This window comes from Streptomyces sp. NPDC059895 (assembly GCF_042731035.1).
In the GTDB taxonomy this organism is placed as follows: domain Bacteria; phylum Actinomycetota; class Actinomycetes; order Streptomycetales; family Streptomycetaceae; genus Streptomyces.
Window position 1 is genome coordinate 80,966 of sequence record NZ_JBHWKO010000022.1, and the last position, 13,566, is coordinate 94,531.

8 protein-coding genes are annotated in these 13,566 nt (G+C 68.9%); all 8 read left to right on the forward strand.

Going from position 1 to position 13,566, the window contains the following annotated elements:
• Positions 1–136 precede the first annotated feature (136 nt).
• The 8 genes from ACFV9M_RS24290 to ACFV9M_RS24325 all read left to right on the forward strand — a co-directional run bounded on the left by ACFV9M_RS24290 (position 137) and on the right by ACFV9M_RS24325 (position 13,564).
• Positions 137–2,401, forward strand: a complete 2,265-nt coding sequence (locus tag ACFV9M_RS24290) for an ABC transporter family substrate-binding protein (RefSeq protein ID WP_385067322.1) — start codon at positions 137–139, stop codon at positions 2,399–2,401.
• Positions 2,402–2,586: 185 nt separating this feature from the next.
• A complete protein-coding gene (gene typA / locus ACFV9M_RS24295) occupies positions 2,587–4,494 on the forward strand; it encodes a translational GTPase TypA (protein WP_385067320.1) in 1,908 nt (635 codons plus the stop codon).
• Positions 4,495–5,436: 942 nt separating this feature from the next.
• Complete coding sequence (locus ACFV9M_RS24300; RefSeq protein ID WP_385067317.1) at positions 5,437–6,468, forward strand: ABC transporter permease; 1,032 nt, start codon at positions 5,437–5,439, stop codon at positions 6,466–6,468.
• Between the two features lie 115 nt (positions 6,469–6,583).
• Positions 6,584–8,380: an ABC transporter substrate-binding protein gene (locus tag ACFV9M_RS24305; protein ID WP_385067314.1), complete on the forward strand. Its 1,797-nt coding sequence runs from the start codon at positions 6,584–6,586 to the stop codon at positions 8,378–8,380.
• Between the two features lie 110 nt (positions 8,381–8,490).
• Complete coding sequence (locus ACFV9M_RS24310; protein ID WP_385067312.1) at positions 8,491–9,468, forward strand: ABC transporter permease; 978 nt, start codon at positions 8,491–8,493, stop codon at positions 9,466–9,468.
• 10 nt (positions 9,469–9,478) lie between these two features.
• Positions 9,479–10,540 carry an ABC transporter ATP-binding protein gene (locus ACFV9M_RS24315; RefSeq protein WP_385067309.1) on the forward strand — a complete coding sequence of 354 codons (1,062 nt, stop codon included), beginning with the start codon at positions 9,479–9,481 and terminating at the stop codon, positions 10,538–10,540.
• A 27-nt stretch (positions 10,541–10,567) separates the two neighbouring features.
• Positions 10,568–11,704: an ABC transporter ATP-binding protein gene (locus tag ACFV9M_RS24320; RefSeq protein WP_385067307.1), complete on the forward strand. Its 1,137-nt coding sequence runs from the start codon at positions 10,568–10,570 to the stop codon at positions 11,702–11,704.
• A gap of 231 nt (positions 11,705–11,935) precedes the next feature.
• Positions 11,936–13,564: an ABC transporter substrate-binding protein gene (locus ACFV9M_RS24325; RefSeq protein WP_385067305.1), complete on the forward strand. Its 1,629-nt coding sequence runs from the start codon at positions 11,936–11,938 to the stop codon at positions 13,562–13,564.
• The last annotated feature ends 2 nt before the right edge of the window (positions 13,565–13,566 follow it).

Sequence of the window (13,566 nt, forward strand, 5' to 3'; positions counted from 1 at the left end):
CAGTGGGCCGTAGATCAGATCAACTCCAAAATACCGCCAAATGTGAACAGAACGCACTAACAGGACGCACTAACAGAACGCACTCGTGTCACCGGCGCGTGCGACCGGCGGCAGCGGCTCCCCGGAGGTACCTGAGATGTCCCACGACGGCGTCGGACTGCGCGCGGTCATGCGCTCGGTCGCCTTCCTCACCGCGGGCGCGCTCGCGGTGCCCACGCTGGCCGGCTGCGGCACCGACGACCCGGCCGGCAAACCGCTGGCACCCCAGGACATCGCCCGGGCCGACCGCGTCCAGGTCGCCGAGGGCGGCACCCTGCGCTGGGCGGTGGACGCCCTGCCGGAGACCTTCAACGCCTTCCAGTCCGACGCCGACGCCACCACCACCCGGGTCGCCCAGGCCGTCCTGCCGTCGATGTACCGGCTGGCCGCCGACGGGCGGCCCGCGCGCAACCCCGACTACCTGGAGTCCGCCGAGGTCGTCGAGACCGAGCCGAAGCAGGTCGTCCTCTACAAGCTCAACCAGCAGGCCGTCTGGAGCGACGGCCGCGAGATCGGCGCCGCCGACTTCGCCGCCCAGTGGCGCGCCCTGTCCGGCAAGGACAGCGCCTACTGGACCGCACGCAACGCCGGCTACGACCGCATCGAGAAGATCGAGCGCGGCGCGAACGACCTGGAGGTCCGGGTCACCTTCGGCCGCCCCTACGCCGACTGGCAGTCGCTGTTCTCGCCGCTGTACCCGAAGGACGTCATGGGCACGCCGGACTCGTTCAACGACGGGGCGCGGCGCAAGCTGAAGGTCACCGCCGGGCCGTTCGCCGTGAAGCAGGTCGACCGGGACGAGGACCGGATCCGGCTCACCCCCAACCCGCGCTGGTGGGGCCGGCCCGCCAAGCTCTCCGAGATCGTCCTGACGGCCGTGCCCCGCGAGAAGCGGGCCGCCGCGCTCGCCGCCGGCGAGATCGACCTGGCCGAGATCGACCCGGCCGCCGCCCAGCGCATCGACGGCGCGGCCCAGGGCGGGGCCGGACCCCTGGCCGGCCCCGGCGGCGGCCGTACGGCGGCCAAGGCGCTGCGGTCCTGGGCCCTGGCCCACGGCTCCGACGAGGACGCCGCCGAGGACGAGACGCACGCCCGCAGGAAGCTGAGCAAGGCCATCGCCACCTGGGAACGCCAGCAGAAGGCGCTGCGGGACTTCGAGGTGCGCAAGTCGCTGGAGCCCGCCTCCACGCAGCTCGCCCTGAACGGCGCCGACGGCCCGCTCGCCGACGAGCGGGTGCGCCGGGCGGTGGCCCGGGCGCTGGACCGCGAGGAACTGGTCGAGGTGGTGCTCGAGCCGCTGGGCCTGCCCGCCGTCCCCGTCGGCAGCCACCTCGCCCTGTCCGGGCAGGAGGCGTACGCCGACGGCAGCGGGGCGCTCGGCGGGCAGGACACCAAGGAGGCCCAGGCGCTGCTCGCGGACGCCGGCTGGGTGTCGGGCGGCCCGGTCGAGGAGCGGAAGAAGACGGAGAAGGCGGCCGGCTCCGAGGGCGAGGACCGCGAGAAGGGCGAAACGGAGAAGGGCGAGAAGGGGGAGAAGGGCGAAACGGAGAAAGGCGAGAAGGGCGAGGCAGGAGAGAAGGGCGCCAGGTCCGAGAAGGGCCGGTCCGAGGGCGACGACGACGGCACGTACATCGTCGGCGAGGACGACAAGGCCCCGGGCGAGGCGGGACGCGAGCGTGAGGAGCGCGTCCGGCAGCTCGCCCAGGACGGCAAGCGGTCCGTCGACCAGCAGGGCCCGCCCGGCGCCTACGCCCCCCAGGGCACCGCCGCCCCGGCCGGTGCCGCGCGCGGGGCGCTGGCCAAGGACGGCAAGGCACTCACCCTGCGGTTCGTGCTGCCGAGCGGCGCGGGCTCGGAGCCCCTGCACGCGGTCGCCGGCCGGATCACCCGGATGCTGGACCAGGTCGGCATCGGCACCGAGATCACCAAGGTCTCCGACGAGAGCTACTTCAAGGACCACATCGCCTCCGGCGAGTACGACCTCGCGCTGTACTCCTGGCCCGCCTCCGCCTACCCCGCCACCGACGCCCGGCCGATCTACGCCAAGCCGGTGCCGGCCGCCGACGGTTCGCTGAGCGTCCAGCAGAACTACACCCGCGTCGGCACCGACCAGGTCGACCAGCTGTTCGACCAGGCGATCTCGACGCTGGACGCGGAGGAGGAGCGGTCCCTGCTGCGCAGGGCCGACGCCCGGATCTGGGCGGCCGCCGGATCGATTCCCCTCTACCAGCGCCCCCAGCTCACGGCCGCGAAGAAGAGCGTGGTCAACGCCGGTGCCTTCGGCTTCCAGACGCCGGTCTACGAGGACATGGGCTTCCTCAAGAAGGGCGCGCGGATCGCCGCGAGCCCGTCCCGGGAGTGACGCGAGCCCCGTCCCGGGAGTGAGGCGACGGGCACGGGGGAGTGAGCTGCGTGGCCCTGCGGAGGTCAGTTCCCGCGGGGCCACGTACCATGGGGTGAGGCCGTGGCATGTCAAGCCCGGCAGGGCCCGCGTAACACAGACGTACGCAGCAGGGCCGCCCTCACACTCCGGGAGAACGCCGCTTTATGGCCACGCGCCACGACATTCGCAACGTAGCCATCGTCGCCCACGTCGACCACGGCAAGACGACCATCGTCGACGGCATGCTCAAGCAGGCCGGTGCCTTCGCCGCCCACCAGCTCGACTCGGTCGACGACCGCATGATGGACTCGAACGACCTGGAGCGTGAGAAGGGCATCACGATCCTCGCCAAGAACACCGCGGTGAAGTACCACCCGAAGGACGGCGGGGACCCGATCACCATCAACATCATCGACACCCCCGGCCACGCCGACTTCGGTGGCGAGGTCGAGCGCGGTCTGTCGATGGTCGACGGTGTCGTGCTGCTCGTCGACGCCTCCGAGGGGCCGCTGCCCCAGACCCGCTTCGTGCTGCGCAAGGCGCTCCAGGCCCGCCTGCCGATCATCCTGTGCATCAACAAGACCGACCGGCCGGACGCCCGGATCGACGAGGTCGTCAACGAGACGTACGACCTCTTCCTCGACCTGGACGCGGACGAGGAGCAGATCGAGTTCCCGATCGTCTACGCCTGCGGCCGCGACGGCATCGCCTCGCTGACCAAGCCGGAGGACGGCACGGTCCCGGCGGACTCCACCAGCCTGGAGCCGTTCTTCTCCACGATCCTGGAGCACATCCCGGCCCCGACCTTCGACGAGGAGGGCCCGCTCCAGGCGCACGTCACCAACCTGGACGCCGACAACTTCCTCGGCCGTATCGCGCTGCTCCGCGTCCACCAGGGCGAGCTGAAGAAGGGGCAGACCGTCGCCTGGATGAAGCGCGACGGCTCCGTCACCAACGTGCGCATCTCCGAGCTGATGATGACCGAGGCGCTCACCCGCAAGCCCGCCGAGAAGGCCGGCCCGGGTGACATCTGCGCCGTCGCCGGCATCCCGGACATCATGATCGGCGAGACCCTCGCGGACCCGGAGAACCCGGTCCCGCTGCCGCTGATCACGGTCGACGAGCCCGCGATCTCCATGGTCATCGGCACCAACACCTCCCCGCTGGTCGGCCGTGGCGGCACCGGCAAGGGCGCCGACGCCAAGGCGGCCGTCAAGGACCGCAAGGTCACCGCCCGCCAGGTCAAGGACCGTCTGGACCGCGAGCTGATCGGCAACGTCAGCCTCCGCGTCCTGGACACCGAGCGTCCGGACGCCTGGGAGGTGCAGGGCCGCGGTGAGCTGGCGCTGGCCATCCTGGTCGAGCAGATGCGCCGCGAGGGCTTCGAGCTGACCATCGGCAAGCCGCAGGTCGTCACCAAGGAGGTCGACGGCAAGGTCTACGAGCCCGTCGAGCGCATGACGGTCGACGTGCCCGAGGAGCACATGGGCGCGGTCACGCAGCTCATGGGCGTCCGCAAGGGCCGGATGGACAACATGTCCAACCACGGCTCCGGCTGGGTGCGCATGGAGTTCGTGGTCCCCTCCCGCGGTCTCATCGGCTTCCGGACCGAGTTCCTGACCCAGACCCGCGGCACGGGCATCGGCCACTCCATCCACGAGGGCCACGAGCCCTGGTTCGGCACGCTCCAGACCCGCAACAACGGCTCCCTGGTCGCCGACCGCTCCGGTGCCGTCACCGCGTTCGCGATGACGAACCTCCAGGAGCGCGGCGTCCTCTTCGTGGAGCCGGGCACCGAGGTGTACGAGGGCATGATCGTCGGCGAGAACTCCCGCGCCGACGACATGGACGTCAACATCACCAAGGAGAAGAAGCTCACCAACATGCGGTCCTCGACGGCCGACGTGGCCGAGTCGATCGTGCCGCCGCGCAAGCTGTCGCTGGAGCAGTCGCTGGAGTTCTGCCGCGACGACGAGTGCGTGGAGGTCACCCCGGAGGCGGTGCGCATCCGTAAGGTGAACCTGGACGCGCGCGAGCGCGCCCGCGCCGCGAGCCGCGCCAAGCACGGCTGATCAGCCACCGCACCCGACGACACCGGGCATCCCGCCAGGCGGGATGCCCGGTGTCGTCGTTGACGACGTGGTGGGGCGACTGAACTGCTGCCGGCCGACGGTACAGGGGTAGGGAAAACCCTCTATTTGCCGCGGTGTGCCCCTCTGACGGCGCCGCGCCCACTACCCTGCTTGCGAAAGACGGCCGTGACGGATCGTCCGCGGGCCGGCGCCGGCCACCGCGCCGGCGGCGCAACGGCCTCGGCGCGAGCACTCGGAGGGCCCCGGAGTCCGCGGGGCACCTTGCACGCCGGCCGTGTTCATCGCAATCGAATTTCCTCCCTCATGCGTCCGGAAACCGGACACCTGTCGCCGGTAGGCGTGTAACAAGTCCGTTTCGCAGGGATCTCTCACCAAACTGTTTGTCCGGATTTTGGAAGATGTTAGCGCGAGCTGTGATCGAACCGAGACCTCGGGGGTGTGGTTCGGCCTTGGCGCATGGCAGATAGTTAGGCGCGTAGAGCTCGGACAGAACGGGTCACACGCTGAGGCGGCGCCCACTCACGAGCGCGGGGGCACCCGAGCAACTCCGGCACCGGCGACGGGCGGTGCGGTGCTGCGTCGCACGCTCCCTTTGCGGAACCTATGGATTCATGAGGAGGAACCCATGCGCGGTGGCCACGAGCGCCCTACGGGTCGCGTCGTCCCCGAGGACAGGTGTAGGCCCCGCGGGTTCGCCCGGTCCCGTCATGGTGGTTGCGGCAGCGACGCGTCGACGCGCACTTCCTCGACGGCCCGTTCCCTCGGTCGGTAGGCGCCGACCGCGAACCAGGGTTCCCCAGGGGGCTGGTGTCGCCCCTCCGTCGTTGTTCCCCTCGCGCGCTGCGCATGACGTACGCCGTGCGAAGGCCGTCGGGTCGCCGTGCACTCCCGACGACCTCCAACCTGTGAAATGGACGAATCATGACGAGTCCAATCGAGATTGAGGGTGCTGAAGCCTCTTCCGTCTTGGACGAAGCGAGCGTGCCCCCCGGTGGCGCCAAGGAGTCGAAGAAGCTCGAGGGGCGCAGTCCCGGGCAGTTGATGTGGGCGCGTTTCAAGCGTGACCGGACCGGTGTGGTCTCCGCCGTCATCGTCCTGTTCTACTTCCTGATCGCGGCGGCGGCACCGCTGATCGCGAAGCTGTACGGCAAGGACCCGTACACCCTGTACGGGCAGGACAACCCCGAACTGCTGGACATGTTCACCATGCCGGCGAAGCCGGCCGGCGGCATCGACGGCGAGTTCTGGTTCGGTATCGAACCGGGCCTCGGCCGCGACGTCTTCACCCAGCTCGTGTACGGCATCCGGACCTCGCTGCTCACGGCGCTGGCCGCCACCCTGCTGATGACCGTCACGGGCGTGCTGATCGGCCTCGCCGGCGGCTACTTCGGCGGGAAGGTCGACTACTGGCTCGGCCGGATGACCGACTTCTTCATGGCCCTTCCCAACCAGCTGTTCTTCGTCGCGGCGATGCCCGTCATCACCACGGTGTTCGTCGCCCCCGACGAGGAGACGCCCACCTATGTGCGCACCGCCGCGATCATCATCGTGCTGTCCTTCCTCGGGTGGATGAGCATGGCGCGCATCGTCCGCGCCGCCACGCTGTCCCTGCGCGACCGGGAGTTCATCGAGGCCGCGCGCATCTCCGGAGCCTCGTCCTGGCGCATCATCCGCAAGGAACTGCTGCCCAACATCGTCACTCCCACGCTGGTGCAGGCGACCCTCACCCTGCCGAGCACCATCCTCAGCATCGCGTTCCTGTCCTTCGTGGGTGTCGGATACGTCGAACCCACCCCGGACTGGGGGCGGATGTTCTCCATCGGCGCCAACATCGTGGAGCAGGACCCGTACTACATGCTCTTCCCCGGCGTGGCCATGGTGATCTTCGTCGTGGCCTTCAACCTCCTCGGTGACTCGGTGCGGGACGCCTTCGATCCCAAGACCGGACGCTGAACCCCGGCAGGTTTTCCCCCCACACGCTCGCCCGGCCGGTCCCGGGGGCTCCACAGCCCGGAACCGGTCACGTACCAGCATTGCTCACTACTCACAGGCAGGTGGATACGTCCCCATGAGCATCTTCCGCAATCGCACCGCCACGGCCGCCATAGTCGCGGTCGCCGCCGGCGCCCTGACCCTGACCGCTTGCGGCGGTGGCAGCGACAGCTCCGCCAAGGACAACAGCAAGAGCAAGGAGGATGCCAAGTCGCAGTCCAAGCCGGTGCAGATCGGTGACGCCAAGGCGTCGACCGGTCCGGCCCCCGCGGTGACCGGTGCCCAGGCCGGCGGCACGGTGACCGTCTACCAGGAGACGGACTTCTCCCACCTGGACCCGGGCCAGATCTACGTGTCGGACGGCAAGCTCCTCAGCCGCCTCATCTACCGCGGTCTGACCCAGTACTCCGAGGACGACAAGGGCAACCTGACCGTCGTGGGCGACCTCGCCACCGACGCCGGTACGGCCTCGGACGGCGGCAAGACCTGGACGTACACCCTGAAGGACAACCTGAAGGACGAGAACGGCAACCCGATCAACGCGGCGGACATCCGCCACACGGTCGAGCGCCTGTACACCTCGTACATCACCGACGGTCCGGTCTACCTCCAGCAGTGGCTGTCCGGCGCCGGCACCACCTACCGCGACGCGTACGCGGGGCCGGACAAGGGCAAGCACCTGCCCGACAGCGTCCTGGAGACGCCGGACGACAAAACGATCGTCTTCCACTTCAAGGACGCGCAGCCCGACCTCCCGCAGACGCTGACCATGCCGGGTTACAGCGTCGTCCCGGAGGAGACGGACACCAAGGAGAAGTACGACACCGACCCGGTCTCCACCGGCCCGTACAAGATCTCCGAATTCAAGCCGGGCAAGTCCATGACGCTGGTGAAGAACCCCCAGTGGGACGCCACGTCCGACTCGGTGCGCCACCAGTACGTGGACGGCTTCGCCATCGAGGTCAACCACGATGACGAGGACCAGACCAAGACCCTCCTGGCCGACCAGGGCGAAGCCAAGAACGCGATGATGTTCACCGGCCAGGTCGCCACCACGCAGCTGCAGAAGGTGGTGAGCGACAAGACGGCCATGGCGCGCACCATCCAGGGCTACGCGCCCTACGTGTGGCAGCTCAACTTCAACCTGGACCGTGTCAAGGACAAGAAGCTCCGGGACGCCATCACCCTGGCGCTGCCCTCCACCTCGGTCTTCAAGGCCGACGGCGGTGCCTACGGCGGTGAGGTCGCCAACTCGCTGATCTCGCCCACCACGCCGGGCTACGACGAGTCCTTCGACCCGTTCAACCGCGAGTCCAAGCCCAACGGCGACATCGAGGCCGCCAAGAAGCTGATCAAGGAAGGCGGCTTCGAGGGCAAGAAGCTCGTCTACGCCTACGGCAACACCCCGGTCCGCCAGCAGCAGGCCGTGCTGATCGCCACCGCCCTGGAGAAGATCGGTCTCGACATCCAGAAGAAGGAGATCGACTCCGCCACCTGGTACGAGCAGGTCGGCAAGGTCAAGAACGGCTTCGACCTGTACATGACCGGCTGGGGCCAGGACTGGCCGTCCGCCTCCACGGTCATCCCGCCGGTCTACGACGGTACGCAGCTCCAGGACGGTTCGTCGAACTACTCGCACATCAACGACGACCACGTCAACTCGGAGATCAAGCGCATCCAGAAGATCACCGACGCGACGGAGGCCACCAAGGCCTGGGCCGAGCTGAGCGAGTACATCTCGACGGAGATCAACCCGGCCGCCCCGATCTACTACACCAAGGTGTTCCAGATCTTCGGTTCGAACATCGGCGGCATCCGCTACAGCTCCGACTCGAGCTACGTGGACGTCACCCGGATCTTCCTCAAGAAGTAACCGTCAGACCGGGAACCCGGTGGGGGACGCGCGGCGGAGCGCCCCCACCGGGCCCCGGACATCCCGCAGACCCCTCCCGATCGCCGCCGTCCTGAGAGCAGCTGCCTGCCATGCTTCAATTCCTCATTCGCCGGACGTTCGGCGCGGCGCTGATCTTGCTGTTGATCAGTGCTTTCACGTTCTTCATGTTCTTCGCCATCCCGCAGGACCCGGCCCTGCTGGCCTGTGGCAAGAACTGCACTCCGGACGCGCTGGAGATCATTCACAAGAACCTCGGCCTCGACCAGCCGGTCACCGTCCAGTACTGGGACTTCCTGGTCGGTATCTTCGCGGGCCGTGACTTCGCCGTCGGCCACTGCGACGCCCCCTGCTTCGGCGTCTCCTTCGCCAACAACCAGAACGTCTGGGACACCATCCTCGACCGCTTCCCGCTGACCGTCTGGCTCACCATCGGCAGCCTGGTGGTCTTCCTCACCGTCGGACTGGGCGCCGGCCTGCTGGCCGCCAAGTTCCGCGGCACCTGGCTGGACAAGGTGTTCAGCACCGGCTCGCTGGTCATCAGCTCCCTGCAGATCTACTTCCTCGGCCCGCTGCTCCTGCTCGCCTTCGTCTACAGCACCGGCTGGCTCGACAAGCCGAAGTACGTGCCGATCTCCGAGGATCCCGGCGGCTGGTTCATGGGCCTGCTGATCCCCTGGGTCGTGCTGGCGACCATCTTCACCGCCAACTACACCCGTATGAGCCGCTCCTCGATGGTCGAGCAGCTCCAGGAAGAGCATGTGAAGGCGGCCCGCGCCAAGGGCATGTCGGGCAACTACACCTTCTTCCGCTACGCCTGGCGCGGCTCCCTCATCCCCATCATCACCATCCTCGGCATCGACCTGTCCGCGCTGCTGGCAGGCGGCATGGCGACCGAGCTGACGTTCGGCCTGGCCGGGCTCGGCCGGCTCGCACTGGACTCCGTCACCAACAAGGACCTGCCGATGCTGATGGGCGTCATGCTGATCAGCGCCGCGCTCATCATCGTCTTCAACCTGATCGTGGACGCCCTGTACGCCGTCATCGACCCGCGCGTGCGCCTGTCCTAGGAGAACCACCGTGACCACTCAGACCAAGCCCGACGAGGCCGCGGCCGCCGCCGCGGGGGACGCCTTTCTCTCGGTGCGCGACCTCAAGGTCCACTTCTCCACCGAGGACGGCATCGTCAAGGCGGTGGACGGGCTCTCCTTCGACCTGCAGCGCGGCAGCACCCTCGGGATCGTGGGCGAGTCCGGCTCCGGCAAGTCGGTGACCAACCTGGCCGTCCTCGGCCTGCACAACCGCAAGAACACCGCCGTCGACGGGTCGATCCGGCTGGACGGCCAGGAGCTGACCGACGCCAGCGAGAAGCAGCTGGAGACGCTGCGCGGCAAGAAGATGGCGATGATCTTCCAGGACGCGCTGACCGCGCTGTCGCCGTACTACACGGTCGGCCGGCAGATCGGCGAGCCGTTCATGAAGCACACGGGCGCCTCCAAGAAGGACGCCCGGGTACGCGCCATCGACCTGCTGGAGAAGGTCGGCATCCCGCACCCGCAGAAGCGGGTCGACGACTACCCGCACCAGTTCTCCGGCGGTATGCGGCAGCGCGCCATGATCGCGATGGCGCTCTCCTGCGACCCGGACCTGCTCATCGCCGACGAGCCCACCACGGCGCTCGACGTGACGGTCCAGGCGCAGATCCTGGACCTGCTCAAGGACCTCCAGCAGGAGTTCGGCTCCGCGATCATCATGATCACCCACGACCTCGGTGTGGTCGCCAACATGGCCGACGACATCCTGGTGATGTACGCGGGCCGCGCCGTGGAGCGCGGCACGGTGCGCGAGGTGCTCAAGGCGCCCGAGCACCCGTACACCTGGGGTCTGCTGGGCTCGATGCCGCGGCTCTCCTCCGACGTCGACGAGCCGCTGCTGCCGATCCCCGGGTCGCCGCCCTCGCTGCTCAACCCGCCCACGGGATGCCCGTTCCACCCGCGGTGCGCGTTCACCGACCGGGTTGCCGGGGAGCGCTGCTCGGGTGAGCGCCCGGCGCTCGCCCCGGGACGTGCCGCGGCCTGCCATATGGCGAAGGAGCAGCGGCAGCAGGTCTTCATCGAGACGATTCAGCCCCGGCTGGGCTGAGCGGAAACCGGCGACTGGGGCATCACCATGAGCGACAACAGCAAGACGACCACGGCGGTCGCCGACACCATCCCGCAGCAGCGGGACGAGGCCGCCGCACCGCTGGTGAAAGTCAGCGGTCTGACCAAGCACTTCCCGATCAAGGGCGGCTTCCCGATCCGGCGTACCGTCGGCGCGGTGAAGGCCGTCGACGGCGTCGACTTCGAGGTGTTCCCGGGGGAGAGTCTCGGCCTCGTCGGCGAGTCCGGCTGCGGCAAGTCGACGACCGGCCGGCTGCTGACCCGGCTGTACGAGCCGACCTCGGGCACCATCGAGTACAAGGGCCGGGACATCAGCAGGGCCGGCCGCAAGGAGCTGGCGCCGGTCAGGTCCGAGATCCAGATGATCTTCCAGGACCCGTACGCCTCGCTGAACCCCCGGCAGACCGTGGGCACGATCATCTCGGGCCCGATGGAGATCAACGGGATCAACCCGCCGGGCGGCCGGGAGCAGCGTGTCCGGGAACTCCTGGAGATCGTCGGTCTCAACCCCGAGCACTACAACCGCTTCCCGCACGAGTTCTCGGGCGGCCAGCGCCAGCGCATCGGCGTCGCGCGGGCCATCGCCCTGGAGCCCAAGCTGATCGTCGCCGACGAGCCGGTCTCGGCCCTCGACGTGTCGATCCAGGCCCAGGTCGTGAACCTGCTCCAGGAAGTGCAGCGGGAGATGGGCATCGCGTTCGTCTTCATCGCCCACGACCTGGCGATCGTGCGGCACTTCTCGCAGCGCGTCGCGGTGATGTACCTCGGAAAGATCGTCGAGATCGCGGACCGCGACTCGATCTACAACCGGCCCCGCCACCCCTACACGCACGCGCTGCTGTCCGCGGTGCCGGACGCCGACATCGACGCGGAGAAGAGGGAGCGCATCCGGCTGGAGGGCGACGTCCCCTCGCCGATCGCCCCGCCGTCCGGCTGCCGCTTCCGCACCCGCTGCTGGAAGGCGCAGGACAAGTGCGCGACCGAGGAGCCCCCGCTGGTCCGGCTCGACGGGAACAAGGAGGGCCACCTGACGGCCTGCCACTTCCCCGAGGCGCCCACCACCAAGGCGCGCGCCGAGGACGTGGTGATGGACCCGGGCCTGAAGGCGCTGGAGGACCACGGCACCGCGGTCGACAAGAGCTGATCCGGCGGATTCGGCCTGTGCGGGCCGCGACCCGCGCGAGCCCACGCCGAGCCCCTCGGGACCGGGGGCGGGAGCGAACCCTCCCGCCCCCGGTCCCGGCGTATGCGGGGGGCGCCCCTTCGTACGCTCCTCCGGAGCAATCCGTACCCATACGGACCGGACGAACGTGCGCCGCGGCGCACCTCCTCGGAAGCTGACCCAGCAAGGGGTCGGCGGACGAGGAGGCACTCCATGCGCGGAGCGACGCACGCCAGATGGGCCGCGGGTGCGGCGGCGGTAACCCTCGCGGCGGCGGCCTGCGGGGGCGGAGGCGGCAGCGGCGCCGGCACCGGCGCGGTGCTGAGCTCCTCCTGGGGGGACCCGCACAACCCGCTGGAGCCCGCCAACACCAACGAGGTGCAGGGCGGCAAGGTCCTCGACATGATCTTCCGCAACCTGAAGCGGTACGACCCGGCGACCGGCGAGGCCGAGGACATGCTCGCCGAGAAGATCGAGACCTCCGACTCGCGGAACTTCACGATCACCGTCAAGGACGGCTGGACGTTCAGCAACGGGGAGAAGGTGACCGCGAAGTCCTTCGTGGACGCCTGGAACTACGGCGCGAGTCTGAGGAACAAGCAGAGGAACGCGTACTTCTTCGCGTACATCGAGGGCTACGACCGGATCCACCCGAGCGACGGCGGCAGACAGAGCGCCGACACCCTCTCCGGTCTGAAGGTCGTCGACGACCGTACGTTCACGGTGCGGCTGACGCAGAAGTTCTCGACGTTCCCCGACACCCTCGGCTACCCCGCCTTCGCCCCGCTGCCGCGGGCCTTCTTCACCGACCACGACGCCTGGCTGGCCAGGCCCGTCGGCAACGGCCCGTACGCGATCCAGTCCTACACCAAGGGCTCCCAGATGGAACTGCGCAGATGGGAGGAGTACCCGGGGCCGGACAAGGCGCGAAACGGCGGGGTGACCCTGAAGGTCTACACCGACAACAACACCGCCTACACCGACCTGATGGCCGGCAACCTCGACCTCGTCGACGACGTGCCCGCCGCCCAGCTCAGGAACGTCGACAACGACCTGGGCGACCGCTACCTCAACACCCCCGCCGGCATCATCCAGCTGCTCGCCTTCCCCTACTACGACCCCGACTGGAACAAGGCCGGCTCCGCCAAGGTCCGCACCGGCCTGTCCCGGGCGATCGACCGCGAGCAGATCACCCGGACGATCTTCCGGGGCACCCGCACCCCCGCCACCGACTGGACCTCCCCGGTGCTCGGCGAGGACGGCGGCTACCGCAAGGGCCTGTGCGGGGAGGCCTGCGACTACGACCCCGAGGCGGCCAGGAAGCTCATCGAGGAGGGCGGCGGCCTCCCCGGCGGCCAGGTGAAGATCACGTACAACGCGGACACCGGCTCCCACAAGCAGTGGGTCGACGCGGTCTGCAACTCCATCAACAACGCCCTGGGCAACGACAGGGCCTGCGTCGCCAACCCCGTCGGCACCTTCGCCGACTACCGCGGCCAGATCATCGAGAGGACGTTGACGGGCCCCTTCCGGTCCGGCTGGCAGATGGACTACCCCCTCATCCAGAACTTCCTCCAGCCGCTCTACTACACCAACGCCTCCTCCAACGACGGCAAGTGGTCCGACGAGCGGTTCGACCGGCTCGTCGACGAGGCCAACGCCGAGACCGACACCGCCGCGGCCGTGGCGAAGTTCCAGCAGGCCGAGGAGGTGGTCCGGGACACCATGGCCGCCATCCCGCTCTGGTACCAGAACGGCAGCGCCGGCTACTCGCAGCGGCTGTCCGACGTACGGCTCAACCCGTTCTCCGTCCCCGTCTACGACGAGATCAAGGTCAGCTGACC